Origin of the sequence: Bythopirellula polymerisocia, assembly GCF_007860015.1 — a bacterium.
Taxonomy (GTDB): Bacteria; Planctomycetota; Planctomycetia; order Pirellulales; family Lacipirellulaceae; genus Bythopirellula; species Bythopirellula polymerisocia.
Genome location: NZ_SJPS01000001.1, coordinates 136,225 through 155,837, shown reverse-complemented (window position 1 = coordinate 155,837; position 19,613 = coordinate 136,225). Strand labels below are relative to the sequence as shown.

15 protein-coding genes are annotated in these 19,613 nt (G+C 52.8%); 7 read left to right on the top strand and 8 right to left on the bottom strand.

Annotated elements, in window-relative coordinates; genetic code table 11:
- Window positions 1-37: 37 nt before the first annotated feature.
- On the bottom strand, window positions 38-3,616 hold the full coding sequence (dnaE, locus tag Pla144_RS00590; protein WP_231936108.1) for a DNA polymerase III subunit alpha: 3,579 nt from the start codon (window positions 3,614-3,616) through the stop codon (window positions 38-40).
- Window positions 3,617-3,814: 198 nt separating this feature from the next.
- On the opposite strand from dnaE, the gene Pla144_RS00585 reads away from it, so the two are divergent.
- From Pla144_RS00585 to Pla144_RS25395, 3 genes are read left to right on the top strand one after another with little or no spacing between them, the layout of a single operon-like run.
- Window positions 3,815-5,047 carry an LL-diaminopimelate aminotransferase gene (locus Pla144_RS00585; RefSeq protein ID WP_146447388.1) on the top strand — a complete coding sequence of 411 codons (1,233 nt, stop codon included), beginning with the start codon at window positions 3,815-3,817 and terminating at the stop codon, window positions 5,045-5,047.
- A 26-nt stretch (window positions 5,048-5,073) separates the two neighbouring features.
- Entirely contained in the window at window positions 5,074-5,646 is a 573-nt protein-coding gene (locus tag Pla144_RS00580) for a M50 family metallopeptidase (protein WP_146447387.1), read from the top strand.
- 5 nt (window positions 5,647-5,651) lie between these two features.
- Window positions 5,652-6,329, top strand: a complete 678-nt coding sequence (locus tag Pla144_RS25395; protein ID WP_197530287.1) for a phytanoyl-CoA dioxygenase family protein — start codon at window positions 5,652-5,654, stop codon at window positions 6,327-6,329.
- A 105-nt stretch (window positions 6,330-6,434) separates the two neighbouring features.
- On the opposite strand, the gene Pla144_RS00570 is transcribed toward Pla144_RS25395, so the two are convergent.
- The 5 genes from Pla144_RS00570 to Pla144_RS00550 all read right to left on the bottom strand — a co-directional run bounded on the left by Pla144_RS00570 (window position 6,435) and on the right by Pla144_RS00550 (window position 11,512).
- Window positions 6,435-6,869, bottom strand: coding sequence for an Hsp20/alpha crystallin family protein (locus Pla144_RS00570; protein ID WP_146447385.1), 435 nt, complete (start codon window positions 6,867-6,869; stop codon window positions 6,435-6,437).
- A gap of 283 nt (window positions 6,870-7,152) precedes the next feature.
- Entirely contained in the window at window positions 7,153-7,602 is a 450-nt protein-coding gene (locus Pla144_RS00565; protein ID WP_197530286.1) for a YiiD C-terminal domain-containing protein, read from the bottom strand.
- 141 nt (window positions 7,603-7,743) lie between these two features.
- Window positions 7,744-8,703 carry a DUF481 domain-containing protein gene (locus Pla144_RS00560; RefSeq protein WP_197530285.1) on the bottom strand — a complete coding sequence of 320 codons (960 nt, stop codon included), beginning with the start codon at window positions 8,701-8,703 and terminating at the stop codon, window positions 7,744-7,746.
- A gap of 226 nt (window positions 8,704-8,929) precedes the next feature.
- Window positions 8,930-10,312, bottom strand: a complete 1,383-nt coding sequence (locus Pla144_RS00555) for a hypothetical protein (protein ID WP_146447382.1) — start codon at window positions 10,310-10,312, stop codon at window positions 8,930-8,932.
- A 507-nt stretch (window positions 10,313-10,819) separates the two neighbouring features.
- Window positions 10,820-11,512, bottom strand: coding sequence for an FKBP-type peptidyl-prolyl cis-trans isomerase (locus Pla144_RS00550; RefSeq protein WP_146447381.1), 693 nt, complete (start codon window positions 11,510-11,512; stop codon window positions 10,820-10,822).
- 232 nt (window positions 11,513-11,744) lie between these two features.
- Between Pla144_RS00550 and Pla144_RS00545 the strand changes: the two genes are divergently transcribed.
- Window positions 11,745-12,851 (top strand): DUF1559 domain-containing protein, encoded by a 1,107-nt coding sequence (locus Pla144_RS00545; RefSeq protein ID WP_146447380.1) that lies wholly within the window; start codon window positions 11,745-11,747, stop codon window positions 12,849-12,851.
- 71 nt (window positions 12,852-12,922) lie between these two features.
- On the top strand, window positions 12,923-13,222 hold the full coding sequence (locus Pla144_RS00540) for a hypothetical protein (RefSeq protein WP_146447379.1): 300 nt from the start codon (window positions 12,923-12,925) through the stop codon (window positions 13,220-13,222).
- Between the two features lie 11 nt (window positions 13,223-13,233).
- Here Pla144_RS00540 and Pla144_RS00535 read toward each other — a convergent pair whose 3' ends face one another.
- Window positions 13,234-15,096: a PEP-CTERM sorting domain-containing protein gene (locus Pla144_RS00535; RefSeq protein ID WP_146447378.1), complete on the bottom strand. Its 1,863-nt coding sequence runs from the start codon at window positions 15,094-15,096 to the stop codon at window positions 13,234-13,236.
- Between the two features lie 319 nt (window positions 15,097-15,415).
- On the opposite strand from Pla144_RS00535, the gene cysD reads away from it, so the two are divergent.
- Window positions 15,416-16,327 (top strand): sulfate adenylyltransferase subunit CysD, encoded by a 912-nt coding sequence (gene cysD / locus Pla144_RS00530; RefSeq protein ID WP_146447377.1) that lies wholly within the window; start codon window positions 15,416-15,418, stop codon window positions 16,325-16,327.
- A 212-nt stretch (window positions 16,328-16,539) separates the two neighbouring features.
- On the top strand, window positions 16,540-18,474 hold the full coding sequence (gene cysN, locus Pla144_RS00525; protein ID WP_146447376.1) for a sulfate adenylyltransferase subunit CysN: 1,935 nt from the start codon (window positions 16,540-16,542) through the stop codon (window positions 18,472-18,474).
- Between the two features lie 38 nt (window positions 18,475-18,512).
- On the opposite strand, the gene Pla144_RS00520 is transcribed toward cysN, so the two are convergent.
- Window positions 18,513-19,604, bottom strand: coding sequence for a sulfotransferase family protein (locus Pla144_RS00520; RefSeq protein WP_197530283.1), 1,092 nt, complete (start codon window positions 19,602-19,604; stop codon window positions 18,513-18,515).
- Window positions 19,605-19,613: the final 9 nt, after the last annotated feature.

The following is a 19,613-nucleotide window of genomic DNA, read 5'->3' as shown; positions in this document are numbered from 1 at the left end:
GATATTGTGAGCAAGAACGGTTCCCTTCGGGTCGCGGCTAAACCTTTGCGCCACGTCGGGCGGGGCGTCCGTTGGGAGTGCGGTCTTTTTGGGGGGCTACGCGTTCCATGATGCGGTTGCCTTCGCCCAGAAGTTGGTCGATCCGTTGGTTGAGTTCGGCCGAGGCTTCCACACCACTTGAGTTGCTGTCGAGCCAGACCTGTCCGCCGGTTGCCAAGTCGAGTCGCAGCCGCAACTTCTTCTTGCCGGGATAGCCGCGGACGATTTCACGGAGCTTTTCGAGTCCTTGCTCGCCATGTTCCTCTTCGCGGATGCGGATCACCATGCCGCTGGAGAACTGTTTTTCCATCTCTTCGAGTGGTAGCAGCTTGTCAACGATGAGGTTTACTTCCTCGCTGCCAGCGCGGCGGTCTACTTTGCCAATGACGGCTAGGATGGCGTCGGGGACCACGAATTGACCGAACTCCGCAAATTGCTCCGGCCATAAAATACACCGGACGATCCCGTCGAGGTCCTCGAGGTCCCACATCGCATACTTCGTGTGAGTACTGCCGGCACGGGGATTCTTGGTGTGCGAAAACTTGATCGCCGCCAGCATTCCCCCCAGGTGGACCTCGTCGCGATGGGCCAGATTGGCAAGCGACTGGCTGGTGTGCGAGCAATAGGTACGGATGATTTGCTCATGCTCGGCCAGCGGATGGCTGGTGAGATAGAAACCCAACACCTCCTTCTCACGAGTAAGTTGATCCTTTTCTTCCCACGGGGCGACGTTCGGCATGTCGGCAACTGCGGCAGCATCGGTGGGTTCATCCTCGTCGTCAAACAACCCAATCTGGCCCGAGCGGCGATCCGACGCAGCAGCGGCTCCGGCTTGTAAAGCACGCTCCAGCATCATCATGACCTGTGCGCGATGACCTCCCAAGTCGTCAAAGGCCCCGGCCTTGATGAGTGCCTCGATAGTGGCCCGGTTGCAGAGTTGCGGATCGACCCGTTCGCAGAAATCGAAGAGGCTCTTGTAGGAACCGTTCTTTTTTCGTTCGGCTTCAATCGCCTCTGCGGCCCCGGTGCCACAGGCCTTGATCGCACTCAGCCCAAACAAAATCTTTCCGTCACGAACCAAAAAGTCGGGACCAGAGCTGTTCACGCTTGGCGGGGCAACCTCGATCTCCATGCGGCGGCAGTCTTCAAGATGCTCGACGAGGGCGTCCTTATTCTTGAAATTGCGCCCTGGAATGTCGCACGACAACAGAGCGGCCATGAACTCCACCTGATAATGCGCCTTCAGATATGCCGTCATGTAGGCGATCAAGGCGTAGGCGGTTGAATGGCTCTTGTTGAATCCATAGCCCGCGAATTTTTCGATCATGCCAAACAGCTCGGCAGCCTTTTTCTTATCAAGACCCTGGCTGTGGGCACCGTCGATGAATTCCTCGCGGTACTTGGCGATCATCGGTAGTTTTTTCTTACTGATCGCCTTGATGCAGGTATACGCATTGGAGAGTTGAATGCCACCCAGGCGATTAAGGATCCGCATCACTTGTTCCTGGTAGACCATCACACCGTGGGTCTCGGCCAAGATTTCTTCCATCGCAGGATGCGGATACTCGGCCTCTTTGCGGCCATGCTTGACTTCAATGTAGTCGTCGACCATGCCCCCTTCGAGCGGGCCGGGGCGATAGAGGGCGTTGGTGGCGATGATGTCGCGGAAATGGTCCGGCTTCATCCGCTGCAACAGGTCACGAATGCCTCCTGATTCAAGCTGGAAGATGCCCTTAGTTTCACCACGACAAAGCAGGTCAAATGTTTCCTGGTCATCCATCGGGAACTGATAAGGATCGATTTTCTCACCACGAGACTCTTCGACGAGTTCGATCGTGCGAGCCAGGATAGTAAGATTACGTAGACCGAGAAAATCCATCTTCAACAGGCCGGCACGCTCCACATCTCCCATGGCCCACTGAGTGATGACTTCCGTCTTGCCCTTCACATGCTGAAGTGGCACAAATTCTTCGACCGGTTTTTCGGCAATCACAACGGCCGCGGCGTGGGTGCCGACATTGCGCGCGAGGCCTTCGATTTTTTGGGCAAGGTCCAGCAACTCGCGGATCTCGCCATCGTTTTCGTACGCTTTCTTGAGTTCATCGCTCTGCTCGAGTGCCTTCTCGATGGAGATACCCAACTGGTCAGGGACCATCGCCACGACCGCATCGACTCGGAAGATCGGCATACCGAGAGTGCGCCCAACGTCGCGGATTGCCGCCCGCGCGGCGAGGGTGCCGAAAGTGCCAATCTGGGCAACGTTAGCTGCACCGTACTTATCTTTGACGTATTGTATAACCTCGCCACGACGCTCCTTGCAGAAGTCGATGTCGATATCTGGCGCTTCCAGGCGACTCTCGTCCAGAAACCGCTCGAACAGCAGATCGTACTTGAGCGGACAAACGTGGCTCATCTTCAATGCATAGCAGACGAGCGAGCCAACCCCCGAGCCACGAGCCGTGCAAGGAATCCCTTTCTCGACCGCAAAGCGAACGAAGTCCCACACAATCAGGAAGTAATCGCAAAATCCGAGCTTGGTGATCACGCCGAGTTCGCGATTCAAGCGATCATGAACTTCTTGCGAGAGGTCGTTCCCCTCCCAGCGATCTGGCTCGTGGGCGTAGCGTTCTTGAAGGCCTGCGATGCAAAGCTCGCGCAGGTAATCATCGGATTTCTTGGCATCCGGAGGCGTGAAACTGGGAAAATGCCGTTTGCCCAGTTCCAAATCGATATGGACCGAGTCGGCAATTTCCTGCGAGCGCAGGAGGGCATCCTCACAGCCAGGCAAAGCAGCGTACATCTGCTCAGGACTTCGCAGAAAAAACTGATCCCCTTCCATCTTCATACGGTTCGTATCGGTGCGGAACTTGCCCGTGTTAATGCACAGCAGAACATCCTGCGCTTCAGCGTCCTCCTGTCGAACATAGTGGGCATCGCTGGTGGCCACCACTGGGAGGCCAACCCGCTGAGCAACCACGAGCGCCGCTTCCATCGCCTGCTTTTGAATGTCGAGCCCATTGTTTTGAATTTCAATAAAGTAGCGATTGCCAAACACCTCGCTGAACCACTGGGCGACGTTGGTTGCCTGAGCGATCTGCTCCTCGGTGGCCGGGTTGTTTCCATTGAGCAGTGACCGGCTGAACTCTCCCGACACACAGCCACTCAAGCAGACAATCCCCTCGGAGTGATCGGCAAGTAATTCGCGATCGATACGGGGCTTGTGATAAAAGCCTTCCAGAAATGCGCGGCTGGAGAGCTTGATTAGATTCTGAAACCCAATACGATTCTGTGCCAAGAGCGTGAGATGAAAACTGGCTTCTTTGCTGCTGGCGGCCCCCGATTTTTCAAAGCGACTTCCCGGCGAAACGTAGGCCTCGTAGCCAAGAATCGGATTGATCTCGGCTTCGCGACAAGCCTGATAGAATTGCAAAGCACCGTAGAGATTACCGTGATCGGTTAGCGCAAGGGCGTTCATGCCCAATTCTTTCGCGCGATCCACAAGCTTCTTGATCGGGCTAGCCCCATCGAGCAAGCTGTAGTGACTATGGCAATGCAGATGGACAAAAGGCTGCGACAAGATGGTTCCCTCCAGACACAAGATTCCGGCGTGTGATCGACTGGACATTGTAACCGGTGGGGAGGCTGCATTGCAGGGGGGCGCTTCATAGCCATTTTGCAGAAAACTACTGCAGCGATGAGTCGGTTGCCGCATGCTACTGCTTCTAGTACGCTAGCGGTTTTCATGCTTTCCCATCCCACGATCCTTGAGAAACCCATGAGCGACCCTTATTTTCAGTCACTATTTGCCGACCGAATTGGTGGGGCCCAGTATGGCAAGGGCACAGCCATCTACAAATTCGAAAAGATCAAGCGGGCCAAGCGGCAGGCACTGGCTGAGCATCCAGAACGAAAGCTCTTGGATTTTGGCATCGGCGAAAACGATGGCGTGGCAGACGAATTGGTACTGCGGACGATGGCCGAGGAGATCGGTAAGCCAGAGAATCGCGGCTACGCTGATAATGGAATCGCTGCCTATAAAGAAGCGGTTGCGCGATTCATGCAGCGGCAATATGGAGTGACGCTCGATCCTGTGAAGGAAATCAACCACTGCATCGGATCGAAGTCGGCGCTCGCAATCTTGCCAGCGGTGTTCATAAACCCAGGAGACGTGACACTGATGACGGTGCCTGGGTACCCCGTGGCTGGTACGCACACGGCCTACTACGGAGGCCGTGTGTACAAGTTGCCCCTGTTGTCGGAAAACAATTTTCTGCCGGATCTGGCTTCTATCCCCGATGACATACTTTCCGCTGCCAAGCTGCTGGTGCTTTGCTATCCCAATAGCCCCACCGGCAAGACCGCCCCGCGCGAGTTTTACGAATCAGTGATCCGTTTTGCCAAAGACAAGGATATCGTCGTGGTGCAGGATGCAGCCCATGCCGTACTGTCGTTTGACCGCGAACCAAACAGCTTCCTTTCCGTGCCAGGGGCTAAGGATGTAGGTGTCGAGCTGCACTCGATGTCCAAAGGTTTTGACATGATCGGCTGGCGGCTTGGCTGGGTCTGTGGCAACGAGCAAATCGTCAGCGCATTTGCCGACGTGAAAGACAACTGCGATTCCGGCCAATTCATCGCGATCCAAAAAGCGGCCGCCGCGGCACTCGATGACACGTCGATCCCATCGCGAATCCGAGCCAAGTACAAGCGCCGCATGGAAAAACTGGTAGAAACACTCCGCCGGTGTGGATTCCAGTGCAAGATGCCAGGAGGAACTTATTTCCTCTACACTCAATCGCCCAAGGGATTGGCTAGCGGGCAGACCTTCGAGAATGCAGAAGCTGCCAGCCAGTATCTTATCAAAGAACAATCAATCTGCACCGTCCCCTGGGACGACGCGGGTGCGTTTCTACGATTCAGCGTCACCTACGAAGCGTCGGACGAAGCGGCTGAAGATGCCTTGATGACCGAGACAGAAGCACGGCTAAAACAAATTCAACCAGTGTTCTGAACGGATTCGATAATGAGCGGCTATCCATGTCAAAAATCCACGAATGCCTTTTTTTGTTCTCCTTTCTTTCGATTTGTTGGTTCTCGATGCAGGCCGTGCATGAATTTGGGCATATAGCAGGTGCCATCACAACTGGTGGAAAAGTTGAACTTGTCGTGCTTCACCCACTGACCATCTCTCGCACGGACCTAGCTAAGAACCCTCACCCACTCATCGTTGCCTGGGCAGGGCCAATATTGGGGTCAATTGTTCCCTTGCTCTTCTTTGCAGTCGTCAATCGCAGGGGAATCCTTGCACGACCAATGTCCAATTTCTTTCAAGGATTCTGTCTTATTTCTAACGGGCTTTACATCGGGCTTGGTTCCTTAGGTCGCATTGGTGATGCTGGTGACTTACTTCGTCTTGGTGCACCACCTGCGACCTTGTGGCTATTTGGAATTACGGCGAGTATTGGTGGACTCCTGTTCTGGCACCGACTCGGGCCCGGGATGGGCTGGACTGCGATTTCAGCACAAGTGACACCAAAAACATCTTACCTATTGGCTGGGTCTCTCTTGGCAATCCTCTTGTTTATGGTCCTGTTCGGCGGAAGGAATTAGGAGCGGTGTCCAAGCAACGTGCCCAATTTGCTGAGCAAGGTTTTTGCATAGTGAAACAGATTCTTACGTCTACAGAATGCAATCGGCTTGCTGGGCTGTTTCACGGTCACCATCAGGCAGGCATAAGAGACTTATTTAGTCGATTTATACCAATTCGAGAACTAGTTCGGTCCAGGCCAATTCGAAAAGTGGTCGATAGACTCTGCGGCCCGGCAGCCTTTGCTGTGAGGGCAATTCTTTTCGACAAATCTCCCTTGTCAAACTGGTTTGTCGCTTGGCACCAGGACCTTAACATCGCTGTGAAAGAAAAGCATCTTCATGCCGGATATGGACCTTGGTCAGTAAAGGAGGAAATCGTTCACGTTTGCCCGCCGATCGAGATTCTCAGGAGAATGGTAACTCTTCGACTTCATTTAGATGCTTGCCTCGAAAACAATGGCCCTTTGAAAGTAATCCCCAGAAGCCACAAGCATGGTTCCCTTGATCAAGTCAAGACGCAAAATCTTATCTCGCAGATCGAGCCGATTTCGTGCATCGCATTAGCTGGCGATTGTGTGGTGATCTCCCCTTTGATCTTGCATGCCTCATCGAAGTCCACGAATCCACAGCATCGACGTGTACTTCACATAGAGTTCGCCAACGTAGAACTGCCAGTACCTCTCCAGTGGTACGAACGGTGGTAGATAGGCAACCTAAGCGAAACCGCATAGGATGTGCCGAATCATTTAAAAAGGGCCACGTCCTAGACGTGGCCCCATTCGTTTAGCATCGCTGTTGAAAACAGCAAGTTACTTCACGTCGATCTTCCTCGGCTGGGCTGCAGGAGTCTTAGCAACCGATACCCGCAACACACCGTCGCTTAGCTCGGCAGTAACACTCTCGGGATCAATCGTGTCAGGCAGGCTAAACGCCCGAGTCACCTTGCCGTAGAACCGCTCTTCGCGCCATCCTTTGCGAGTGGATTCGCTCTCTTCGTGCTTCCGCTCAGCACTGATCGAAAGCGTCCCCTTATCGAGCGTGATATCCACGCCCTCGCGAGTCACGCCAGGCACATCGAGCTCGATGTGATAGGAACCATCATCTTCCCATAGACCAGCTGGACTGTGTCCCGCCCTCAGGCCATTGGGAGCTAGAACCTGATTCAAAAGCGAATCAAATTCGGCCAGATTCGTGGGGAGAAATTCTCGCAATCGGTTCTTGGGAGTTGTGCAACTGTTGGACATTTTGTGTTCCTCCTTCTAAAGTTCACTTCGTATGAATTCGCGACGGCTTCACATTGAAGCCCGCTACTGGAAATTCCGAATTCGTGAATGATACAAAGCAAGCTTCGTGCCGATTAAATCCAACGCCTGAGAGATCGACATAAGTTTTTATATTGCAATAACTTATGTACTACATAGAACATCTACTTGCCAATATGGCAGTGTCTGATTGGCATTTCAGACCGACCGGAGTAGTGAGAAGCTGTCATTTCGGCAGGTCCGAATCTTCTCCGCGTGAAATCGGTCACTGTACGACATAGGCCCCAGTGAAGGAGACGTAAGTCCCCTCTTCATCGGCGATCGCGACAGAAACATCAATCTTGGTCTTTCCTTTGGATTGCTGCAAATCGTAGAAGTAGTCCAATGCCTCCCGGGCAATTGGTAGTCCTTTTGCGATGAACAGCTCGGTGCGAACCGGTCGCAGATAGCGGATCGACCCCCGGCGGATTACCACATTTCCAGTAAGCCCCTGAGACTCTAGCAGCATCACCACGGTTCCCCATCCCACCGCAGTACAGAGGGCGTTAAGACTGCCCGCGAAGGCAGAATACTGGTGATTGCGGTTAGGCTCCAGCGGCATCTGCATAGAAAGCCGCTCACCGTCCCAATCATAGACCGTAATACCCATCGCTTTGGAAATAGGCATCTCACGATGGAGCGTCTGCTGTAGTTTGTCGATTAACGGGTCGGTCATTGAGTCAGACGCATGGGAATGGGAGTCACCCAAAGATTGAGTTTGAAGCATTACATGCTACTGTAAGGAGCAACAGGCTGCTAGCCGCGCATCGATTTGACTTATCTAGTCCCGCGCATCGCAAGCCTTAGTCCCGATATTTCAGAGCCCCCAGATTAATACTGCCGAGTAATTTAGAAGGCTGGGATCCACGCCGTTGGGGGTGCTGTCATAGCGATCATTTACGGAAAACTTCAGGCTCACATTGCTGGGCCGGTCCAGGTCAATCTCCCAACCGGCATCCGTTACGACTCGGTACTGGTTGAAATCCTCAAATTCAGGGAAATAATCAACCTTGGCGGTAAGTCGCTGGGTCTTGCTAAGCAGATATTCCGATTCCAGTCCAAACAGCGCTTCCCTCGTCCACCGATTGTCGGGACCCCCAAATTCGCGAGAGGTACCGATACCGAATCGTCCCTCCAAATCGAACGTTTCCGTGTCGCACCATTGATATCCCACACCGGTATTGAGTGACACTCGTAAGTCGTAAGCTTGGAACTCATCGTATAGGGTCTGATTGAGCGCAAACAACGACCAGGGAGACCCATCAATCGGACGATCCAAGCGCACATCCAGCAGGGCGTTGTTCTGAGTCTCGACCTGGTTGGCGGAAGTGCGATTATAGGCAATCTTGGAATTAAATTTCCACGCTTTGGTCTTGCGTTTCCAATGCCCGCCCACCTGCAAGCTCTGGGTCTGATTAGCTCCTTCACTCCCATTGAGTCCGAATTGTATTCCCATGTCCCAAGGCGTCGGTCCAAACCAATATGCCGCCTGATACCATCGGTAAACAGGAAAGGGCTCCAAGATTTCTTCGGCAGGCACGATCGAAGCGAATTCCTCGGATAGGTAATCCTCCCCGAAGTCACCTTCCGGGGGAGTGAGCAAGAGTTCTGAGAACTCGGTCGGATTGGGAATCTGCAATTGCGAACCCGGCGGAGGAAGCACTGCGGGACCAGCATATTTGTCTGCCGCCGTGCCCATGAGCGCGCAGCAGCAAGCCATCACGAGGGTTAAAGCCCCGATGGCGCGTCGGAGCAAGGTAATGCGTAGATACGACATGGCTGTCAGCCAGGGAATCAACAGGTGCTTGGCATTGGTAGAACTGGGTACTATTAGGCACACCGATATAGCCAATGCTAGGGAGGTCTCACAAGAGAGATCGCCCACATGACTGCTAGCACGCAGGGCTCTGGGCAATTGGAGGTGCATAAGAAAACGGAGGCTGAGTAAAACACTCAGCCTCCGTCGTAAGCTAGCAAAGCTCAATCATGAGCAGGCACAAGAATCAGCCGCCACACCCACATGCAGGGGCAGCACCGCAGCCGCAAGGTGCGGAACAGCCACAGGGAACTTCAACTTCTTGAGCAACCATCTTGCAGACCTTGACTTCAATCTGCTTTTCAACTTGAACAGGAACGCAAACATTATAAGTCTGAGTCCTTTGTTCTGGCACACATACCGTGTAGTTGACTTCCTTGCTCTTTGTCTCATTCACGTAGCTGCAAACCTGATAATCAGCAGTACGCGTTTCGGTCTTGCACTTATTAACGCACACGGTTCGTGTTCGCTCTTCAGGTACCATCTTGCAAACCTTGACGGTCTTGTCCCGGGACTCAGTGCGGCACTTGTTCACGCACACGGTTCGTGTTCGCTCTTCAGGCACCATCTTACAGACCTTGACGGTCCGTTGACGATCTTCGGTCTTGCACTTATTCACACAAACCGTGCGAGTACGAGTCTCACAGCGAGACAGGCACACGTTGTAGGTGTAAGGAACTTCTTCAGTCACACACTTGTAGGTCGTGCAAGGGACTTCTTTCGTCTCACAAGTCGGTACCCAAACCCGCTTGCAGCAGGTACGCGTGCAAGGAGCACACTCACAACAGCCACCGCAAGCGCTGTTGCCGCAACCACCACTATTAACAGGAACTTCCATCGTTTGGGTTTCCCAGTGACCGCCGCGAACGGTAACGGTCTTCATCGTGGTTTCTGGAACCCGCTTAGTTACCGTACGAGAACCTTGACGCTGTTCTGTATAAGGTACGTTGACAGTATAAGACTGCTCAACATTCTCAGTGTAAGGAACCTGCACTTTGTAATTGACAGTCTTCTCCTCATACGTAGGTACCATCACCGTGTACTTCTGCTCAACATTCTCAGTGTAGGGTACTTGCACTGTATAGCTGACCGTCTTGTCCTCATACGTAGGTACCATCACCGTGTACTTCTGCTCAACATTTTCGGTGTAAGGTACTTGCACCGTGTACTCGCGAGTCTTGGTCTCAGTGACCGGCTTGCAAACGGTGTAGTTCACTGTCTTGGTGCGAGTCTCAGGCACCATGACCGTGTAATTGCGAGTGCGTTCTTCTTGCTTGTACTCGGTGCACGTCACTGTGCGAGTCTGGGTTTCCCAGGTTGGCACCATCTTGGTGACCGTCGTAGTACCGCAGCCGCAACCACCATCCGCAGGAAGTGCGGTACCACCGCATCCACAATCGCTCGAGCCACAGCCGCTAGTGCAACCGCAATCGCTTTCACAACCACAAGCTGGTGCAGTAGTACAACATGCACTCTTCTTGTGTCGGTGTCCAAATGCCCAGGCATCAGCCTGAGCGCCCGCTACCAGTAGAGCGACTACCGGGAGCAGGCACATGATTCTTCGTAACATGGGGAGCCCTCCATCGATTGAAAGTATGATTCCAGAACAGCAGAGCAACACAAACTGCCCATACCACCCATTCTGGTGATTCCTATAGCATTAACCTGTCTAATTAAGAAAGATAGGTATTCAAGCGATTCTAGCAAGAGATTTCCGGCACGCAACGATTGCAGGTCAAAAAACAGATTATTTGGAGAATTTGTCGTCTGGGCAGAGAAGTTGAGGCTGATCCCCACTTGGAAAACGATTATTTGCTCCCTGGGATGCCAATTCAACTTGCGAAGCGCGCAACTTCAAAGCAGGCCACAGTCTATGACGAATAGGAAGATGCCCAGCCCACCTTCAGGACTGTGGTTCTATTCGATATGGAGCCTGAGATTAGCGGCAAATATCCATGAATTGAGGAAGTTGATAGCAGATGTTCAGTGACAAAATGTCCTGTAATTGCAACGATTTCGTGGCCACAATTCCAGAGCATTTTAACAGAACGCCTTGTAACAGAACTCTGCTACCAATCTACTCAACGACATCCAATAACTCGATGTCGAAGATCAGCGTGGCGTGAGGAGGAATTACCCCCCCAGCCCCAGCTTCGCCGTAGGCCAGATCGCTGGGAATGAATAGCTGCCACTTGTCGCCGACTTTCATCAATTGCAACGCCTCGGTCCAACCGGCAATGACGCCAGTAACCGGGAATTCGGCTGGCTCGTTTCGCTCATAAGAACTGTCGAACACGGTTCCGTCGACGAGCTTCCCCTCGTAGTGGGTCCGGACCGTGTCATCCTTCGTGGGGGTAGCCCCAGCACCGGACTTGAGGACTTTGTACTGGAGGCCGCTAGGCAAAGTAACAATCCCTTCGGTCTTCTTGTTTTCTTCAAGAAATTTCTTGTTCTGATCGATCATTGCTCCAGCTCTGGCTTGAGAAAGTTCACGCAGCGATTGTACCAGTTTCTGCTCTTCGTACTTCGGTTTCGCCTTAGCAAGGCCATCCTTAATTCCAGCTACCAGGCTGTCAATATCCAGGACCACCCCGTCGGCTAAAAAGCTGGTGCCGATCTCCAGTCCAATGGCGTAGCTGTAGACTGGGGCTGCGGAATTGTCTGCCTGCCCCCCGCTGGGAAGGCCCTCTTCAGCGGTAGAGTTCAGGCAAGAAATTGCCGTGAGACATGTAGCCAAGGCAATGGTTCTTAATGTAAGTGAATGAATCATGGATTCTCCTAGAATATTTGACTTTAACGGTGAGGAAGCGATTAAGGGAAACGATCGAGTATACCCATCAAAGTGGAGTTCGTATTCCCCGAAAAACGGACGATATTTACAAAATTTCTGCCCTACTTTTGCCCGATGGTTAGCCCCATAGGAGGCATTGACGTATAATCAAGAGACCCACATCTGAGGTCGGTCCTCCTAAGAAGTCCGCAGTAATTCTCGTTGATTCCTTATGCTCCCAGCTAACTCCTCCCCATTGCATCGCGCCTCCGGTAGCACCTCGAAAAGTGGTTTTACGCTTGTCGAGCTCCTGGTCGTGATTGCTATCATTGGAGTGCTCATATCACTGATCCTCCCCGCCGTGCAAGCGGCACGCGAAGCGGCACGTCGAATCCACTGCGTCAACAATTCACGGCAGCTTGCAATTGCTACCAGCAACTTTGAGAGTGCCACAGGTAAATTGCCTCGTTCCGGTATCGTTGAGCTGGAATCGAGAACTGTCACTGCGAACAACTCTGAAAGTACGACTGTGTACTTCAAACAACGCAAAGGAAAGCAGTTTAGCTGGGCCGTTCTAATATTGCCCTATCTTGAACAACAACAATTGTATGATCGCTTTGACTTTGATGTTTCAGTCTTTGAGCAAGAGGCGGAGCCCCAGTCTGAGTTTTTAGCGCAATTTGCTTGTCCCAGTGATCATTCTCAAAGAAGTCTATTCGAAGATGAAACCATGACTCTCGGCAAACGTTTTGCAAAGGGTAACTACGCCGCGTTCTGCACTCCCTACCACACCGACTTGCAAATGCTTTATCCGGGGGCACTTGTTGGGCGGGGACAGTCTCTGAGTCGAATCAGCGATGGCTCGAGCAACACTTTGCTCTTCGGAGAGATCCGAACTCGTGACCATGCTCAAGACGAGCGCGGTGCTTGGGCTTTGCCTTGGACGGCGGCCAGTTTGCTAGCTTTTGATATGCACCACGACCGCATTAACCATCGCAGTGATGATCCATTCGTTGCTTACAATTACTTTGCGTATCAGACCCAGACGCCTAATACACTCGGTCCCAACAGCGACATGCTGCAAGCTTGTCCAGACTTGGTCGAATCACAACTGGAAGCTATGCCTTGCCTTGATGCAAACAAAAATGGCTGGTTGTCGGCAGCTCCTCGAAGTCTGCATCCAGGAGGCGTGAATGTCGTATCCTTGGATGGTCACGTTGAATTTCTCTTAGACGATGTTGACGAATATGTGATGGCCTACCGAATTAGCGTTAACGATGGTCATACCATTGGGACATCCATTCCTGAAGCCTCCGCTGCTGCAACCTCCTCTAACTAACCTAGTTTGCTATGAAGTTAGTATCCAGGCACACAATTAGCACGTGTGCGGTGTTAGGAGGTCTCCTCTTGGTGGCAACAGGCTTTTGGTGGCCCATCGCTGGCAGCAGACAATGGTCTGAAGAGCAAGCTCAAGAGTTCGCCGAAGCATCAGCTGCCCAGATTACTGCTGCTCACGAGAGTTTGCATGCGGCCAGAGAGCTAACTGCCGAGGAGTCCGCAGAATTACGCGCTGTTCAGCAACGCTTCAAGAAAATCAAAGCAGATCTGGAAACCGCACGACAACGGCCCGCGGAAGTAGGATTTTGGTTGAAGTTAACCGGCGGTGTCTTGGCCGCTCTTGGACTGGTCACGATCCGCTTGGGCCATTAACTGATCTAAGTTCAGACCCTATGACGTCGCCTCAGCAAAAAAGCGAGCAGTCCTCCGGTCAGCAACACGGCTGAACTCGGTTCTGGCACAGCGAAAGTCAGGGCTGAAGCCAATTGAGCCGGCGGGCCATACTGAGCCTTGAATAGCATGATATCGTCGATATCCACGTCTCCGTCGCCATCTGCGTCACCCTCGGAATGGGATGCACCGATTAGTGTTCCGTAGCCGCGCTGCCAGGTGAGAAAATCACGGCCATCGACGTCGCCGTCTTCGTCGAAGTCTGCTGAGGGAAAGTCATACAAGAGCGAGGTTCGCCAAGCCAAACCAAAGTCGTGGGTCATGTTGCTTGACAATGTAAGGGTATAATCTCCCGGAACCAAGTTCTTCAGGTAGATATGTTCCACATTGTCCACACTACTATCGCTGGACTGCAAACTTTGGCCAAATGAATCCTTAAGCTCCAAGCTAAAGTCGGCCAAGGTTTGACTATTTAAACCCGCAGACACATCGACATTCCAGTCGAGCAAAATCGAAAGCTCTGTCGCAAGGCTCCCCATGGGAACTGAGATCAGGTATTTTAGTTCGTTGCCGCTTGTAATTGTTTGATAGTCCCAGCCATGGGTCGCGACAGGCGTTGGCGTGGAATCGCTGCCTGCAAAACGGCCTCCCTGAGTAATCACATAGCTGTTGTAAGCACTGACCTGACCGGCACCGTAAGTCTCGTCTAAGGGGTTGCGAACCATGGAATGGTCTGCAGGGTCAAATCCTTGGGTCCAAGAGAGAAACTCGCTCTTCGTTGCCCCGGCCATCAGAATCGCTTTCATGACTTCGCTCTTGGCGGCATTCGTGCCCGCAACAGCACTATGCAAGAATGTCGCTACGGAACTAAGCGAAGACGTTGCAGCACTAGTTGTTGTTCTCGGAGCGACGATATCTGGTTTGCTGCGGCCCAAACCGTAGTCCACCAAATCCGTTAGCCCTGAACTATGAATTCCATCCGTACGTCCTACGGCAATTGAGTTGTAGCTTTGTGAGAGCAGACGAGGCAAAGAGTTAGTATTGTTATTTAATCCAACTACGGCCGTGACATTGTCTCGGTTAATCATGAAATCGAAATGTCGCAAAGCACTCACATCATTGGCTATCTCTGAAGCAGTTGGGGGAGTAGCAGGAGTATTGTCGTAAGTCCCAATCCAACTATGATTCTGGACGCGAAAGTCTTGCGCATTGGGAGTCGCACTTGTGGTAGCGCGGAGAATGTTGCTCAAATAGGCTCCCGCTTCATATACAGTGACTGTATTAGCTCCAGGTGCCACACTCGCTGTATTGCCAAAGAAATTATTTGCTTGATTCGTAGCGTGACCTGAGTTGCCATTGCCTTTCAGCCCAGTGCCATCAACAAAACTCACTGCCGCAGAGAGCGGATCAGAGTCTGCCTGAAAATCGGCATCCGTCGTATCGGGATAGTAGACCACGGGAGGTGTCCCTCCCGCTTCGACGATCGAGATTGGAACGCCATTCCCGTTGGGTAGTGACGAACCCACCATACTGACTAAACGGTCGTAGCCGATTAATTCTTTCCAGGTCGTCGCTTCTGCTGCAGAAAGCCCAGGCAAAAAGCATAGCGAAATTGAAAGGGATCGCAGGCAATTCGTGATTGCCCTCTTGAGCGACTTATGGGTAGCTAATCTGTACGCAATATATCTAATCTTGATGTGCATTGATGAATTGCCGAGCCTGAAAATGCGTACGATCCCCGCTTGTTCCGCGCGACAGCCAGTCGCTGAGAATATATACGTGCCGGCACGGCTAGGGTTTGAATTCTGTTCCGATAAAAAGCCTGGTAGCATGGCTCCGTGCGAATCGCTCCGCATGCCCCGATCTCCCAGCTCAGCGCCTCAAGTTCCATTATCTCCCTGAATTGCCACGATTACAATAGTTGGGCGTTCTGATAGCCGGACAAAGTTGAGAGAAAACCGTGTAACTCGCAGACCCATTTCGCAGTAAAGCCCGAGTTCGAGTTGTTTTTCGGCCCTCTGGCACCTAGACTACCGGTTTTGCGGATTTTGCTAGGCAATTGGCAGGACATCGGAACTTCTGATTTCAATAAACCTTGCCGGTCGGCCTTAGTTTCTGGCCGCGAATTCATACTAGACCAAATCGCTAAAACCATCCTTAACTCCATTATCTTCAATGACTTCCTACAATCTGACCCACCTCAAGCAACTTGAAGCCGAAAGCATCCACATTATTCGAGAGGTGGCTGCCGAATTCGATAATCCCGTAATGCTTTATTCGATCGGTAAGGACTCGTCGGTCATGGTCCGTTTGGCTGAGAAGGCTTTCTACCCAGCCAAGCCCCCATTTCCGCTGATGCATGTGGACACTACGTGGAAGTTTCGGGAAATGATCGCCTTCCGCGAGGATTTGATCCGCAATCGGTTGGGCTGGGATTTGATCGTTCATAGCAACGAAGAGGGCATCCAGCAGGGGGTCGGTCCCTTCACCCATGGGAGTCAACTCCACACGGATATCATGAAGACTCAGGCACTCAAGCAAGGTCTGACCAAATACAAATTTGACGCCGCTTTTGGCGGGGCTCGCCGTGACGAAGAAAAATCCCGTGCCAAGGAGCGTGTCTATTCCTTCCGCGACAAGCACCACCGCTGGGACCCGAAAAACCAACGCCCCGAATTGTGGGACTTATACAACGGCAAAGTCCACAAGGGGGAAAGTATCCGCGTGTTTCCGCTTTCCAACTGGACGGAACTCGACGTTTGGCAGTACATCCATCTGGAGAGCATCCCGATTGTGCCACTCTACTTGGCCGCCAAGCGTCCCGTAGTGAATAAAGAAGGTGTTTTAATTATGGTCGACGACGACCGCATGCCCATCGAACCCGGGGAGGTAATCGAAGAACGCATGGTCCGCTTTCGCACCTTGGGCTGCTATCCCCTCACCGGCGCCGTGGAATCAACTGCTACGACTCTCCCCGAGATCATCCAGGAAATGCTCCTCACCAAAACCAGCGAGCGCCAAGGCCGGGTAATCGACTATGACCAATCAGGGTCGATGGAAGAAAAAAAGAAAGATGGCTACTTCTAGCTTCCCTTCCAATAGTGTTAGAGAACTTCGTACGTTGATCATTGTTTATTGAAGTAGAAATCAAAAGGGAGAGGAAATGGGTCGCGGATGAACGCAGATTCAGCGGATTGAAGCGGATTGATACGAAATCATCTGATCTGCGAAAATCCGCCCAATCAGCGTTCATCCGCGTTCTATTTCTTCCGTTCCGCATTCCGAACCCACATTCAACTATGTCTCACCAGTCTGCATTAATCGCCACCGATATCGACGCCTACCTCAAGCAGCATGAGCAGAAGGAACTCCTGCGGTTTCTTACTTGTGGCTCCGTCGACGACGGCAAGAGTACGCTCATTGGGATGCTGCTCTACGAAACTAAGATGATCTACGAGGATCAGCTTGCCGCCATCGAACGCGACAGCGCTACCCACGGCACAACCGGCGGGGGATTCGATCCGGCGTTATTGACCGATGGACTCAAAGCCGAGCGGGAGCAGGGGATCACCATTGACGTAGCTTATCGCTACTTCTCGACCGCCAAGCGAAAGTTCATCATCGCCGACTGTCCCGGCCACGAGCAGTACACCCGCAACATGGCCACGGGGGCCAGCACCTGCGATCTGGCGATAATCCTCATCGATGCCCGCCATGGCGTGATGACCCAAACCAAGCGGCACTCGTTTATCGTGTCCCTACTGGGGATCAAGCATGTGCTCGTAGCGGTGAACAAGATGGACCTCGTCGGATACTCGGAAGAAGTATTCGAGAACATTAAAAAGGAGTACCGCGAGTTTGCTGTGCGCCTGGACATGGTGGATCAGCACTTCATTCCCATCAGCGCCCTCAAGGGGGACAATCTCATCGAGCACAGTGAGAGCATGCCCTGGTACGAGGGCTCAACATTGATGCACCATCTGGAAAACGTGCATATTGCCTCGGATCGAAACTTTATTGACTTCCGCTATCCCGTGCAGATCGTGAATCGCCCGCACCTCGACTTCCGCGGCTTCTGCGGCACAATCGCCTCGGGCAAGATTCGCAAGGGGGACTCAGTGATGGTGCTCCCCTCGCGAAAAACCAGCCGCGTCGAATCTATCGTCACCTACGATGGCGAACTAGAAGAAGCTTTCACTCCCATGTCTGTGACCCTCACACTCGAAGACGAAATCGATGTCAGCCGAGGTGATATGCTCGTTCGGCCCGACAATGTCCCTGTCACGGCCGATGTCTTTGACGCCACGATCGTCTGGATGGCCGACGAATCACTCGTGCCCGGCAAGCAGTATCACATCAAGCAAGCGACGAAAACTGTTTCCGGCAGCGTGGCGAGCATCCGCTATCGCATTGATGTGAACTCATTGCACCGGGAAGAAACGGATGAGTTGGCACTCAATGAAATTGGCCGTTGCCAAGTGCGGCTAAACCAAGCCATTGCCTTCGACAATTACCGCAGCAATCATGGCACGGGCTCGTTCATTATCATTGACCGCATGACTAACGTCACGGTCGGGGCCGGGATGATCCTCGAGCGGACTGCTGCAACGGACACCGATCACTGGGACGATGAAGCCGACGAGCGATTACACGAAGAACTTAGCACTGTCACCCCCACGGAACGATCTGGCCGATTTGGCCAACAACCGGCAACCGTGCTGCTCACGGGGCTGGCGGGCTCAGGCAAATCCACAATTGCCTACGCCTTAGAACGGCGCCTCTTCGACATGGGGCGAGCGGTCACAGTACTCGACGGCCAGAACATGCGGCGCGGCATCACCCGCGACCTGGGCTTCTCCGTGGACGACCGCAGCGAGAACCTGCGTCGTAGTGCCGAAGTAGCCCGCCTGATGAACGAGGCGGGGCTGATCACGATCGCCGCGTTCCTTGCCCCGCAGGAAGAAGTTCGCCAAAAAGCAGCAGAGGTCGTCGGACGCGACAAGTTTCTCGTCGTGCATCTCAACGCCCCGATCGACGTCTGCCGACAACGTGATCAGGAAGGCCTCTACGGCGCCGCCGACGCCGGCGAGATCGCCAACTTCCCCGGCGTAAGCGCCCCCTACGAAATCCCCGCAAACGCCGACCTGGTCCTCGGCACCCACGAACTCGACGTCGACGAATGCGTCAAGCGAATCGTGGATCTGTTGAAGAAGCGGAGCGTGGTGACAGGGTAAGCTCTAATGCTTAGCTCGTGGGCAGATTTGGCATGGCTCTACGTGGTCAACACTTCCGGCGGGGCAGGTAATTCGCACCTTTCATAGCCGTGCTTCTCAATGTATTCCGCCCAGCGGCGAGTGACGGCTTCACGGCTGGATTCGTCCAACTCGTATTCATTCGTCCGATACCGCTTTGAGCGTTCGGCATACTTTTCCACAGCTGGGCGAACGTATTCGAAATCTGAATCTAAGAAGTCGTACAGTTGTTCCAACTCAGCGAGAGGATTCTCCGCTAGTTTTTCGTAGCGCATCTCAAAAAATCTACCGGAGGGGATTTGGTCGCGGGTCGCTTCCATTCGTGTGTGCATCTGTTCGAAAGTCGACAACACAAACTCTTCGACAGTCGCATCATCGAAGTCTTGCAAACCATAAATTTCATACATAGTAGTCCAAAAATGCACGGTGGAAGGATAGACGACATACGGATCGCGAACGAGATAGACAAACTTTGCTCGGGGAAACATCTCATTCAGCACGGGTAGGCGAAATGTGTGCTGCGGCGACTTGAGAACCAGTCTCCCCGGCTTTTTGTAGAGCAACAGTTTAAGGAACCATAAGAGTTTTGCCTTCCAGGCGGACAACTGTCGCTTAGTCAGACCTTCGAGGGTGACATACGATTGATCCTGCACAGATCTGCCAGGAAAGGCCACCGTAAGAAAAGGACTGGGCTGACCTCGCAAACAAAGGGCAGCTTCGTCTTCCTGGGGTCTGTCGAAACTCATTCGCATGTTGTCAAACGGACGCGTGCGCGGCAACATCCATGATGCCAGTCGGCGGACGATTCGTTCGCTCAATAAAAAATGATTAGGAGAAAGACATTCATAGGTCGTCGGACATCGGTTGCGCGAATCGAGGGCGAGCAACTCATGCAGCATCGTCGTGCCCGTGCGCCAATGCCCGATGATAAAAATAGGATCCTCCCCCACCTCAATCTTACGCAACGCCGCGCCATACCAAAGTACCTCTAGCCATCGCAGGCTGGTGTTCAAAACAGCCACAAGAGTGATCAATAGGACCTGAGGCAATTTCGAGAAGCTGACCGCGAACCGGTTGTGGCCTAGCAGTCGCACCCAGGCAAAGAAGTCCATGCCCATCCA

Excerpts from the sequence above, each read along its gene's own strand:
- Pla144_RS00585 (WP_146447388.1), top strand. The coding sequence starts at position 3,815 with ATGAGCGACCCTTATTTTCAGTCACTATTTGCCGACCGAATTGGTGGG.
- Pla144_RS00580 (WP_146447387.1), top strand. The coding sequence starts at position 5,074 with ATGTCAAAAATCCACGAATGCCTTTTTTTGTTCTCCTTTCTTTCGATT.
- Pla144_RS00570 (WP_146447385.1), bottom strand. The coding sequence starts at position 6,869 with ATGTCCAACAGTTGCACAACTCCCAAGAACCGATTGCGAGAATTTCTC.
- Pla144_RS00565 (WP_197530286.1), bottom strand. The coding sequence starts at position 7,602 with ATGACCGACCCGTTAATCGACAAACTACAGCAGACGCTCCATCGTGAG.
- Pla144_RS00560 (WP_197530285.1), bottom strand. The coding sequence starts at position 8,703 with ATGTCGTATCTACGCATTACCTTGCTCCGACGCGCCATCGGGGCTTTA.
- Pla144_RS00555 (WP_146447382.1), bottom strand. The coding sequence starts at position 10,312 with ATGTTACGAAGAATCATGTGCCTGCTCCCGGTAGTCGCTCTACTGGTA.
- Pla144_RS00550 (WP_146447381.1), bottom strand. The coding sequence starts at position 11,512 with ATGATTCATTCACTTACATTAAGAACCATTGCCTTGGCTACATGTCTC.
- Pla144_RS00545 (WP_146447380.1), top strand. The coding sequence starts at position 11,745 with ATGCTCCCAGCTAACTCCTCCCCATTGCATCGCGCCTCCGGTAGCACC.
- Pla144_RS00535 (WP_146447378.1), bottom strand. The coding sequence starts at position 15,096 with ATGCGGAGCGATTCGCACGGAGCCATGCTACCAGGCTTTTTATCGGAA.
- cysD (WP_146447377.1), top strand. The coding sequence starts at position 15,416 with ATGACTTCCTACAATCTGACCCACCTCAAGCAACTTGAAGCCGAAAGC.
- cysN (WP_146447376.1), top strand. The coding sequence starts at position 16,540 with ATGTCTCACCAGTCTGCATTAATCGCCACCGATATCGACGCCTACCTC.
- Pla144_RS00520 (WP_197530283.1), bottom strand. The coding sequence starts at position 19,604 with ATGGACTTCTTTGCCTGGGTGCGACTGCTAGGCCACAACCGGTTCGCG.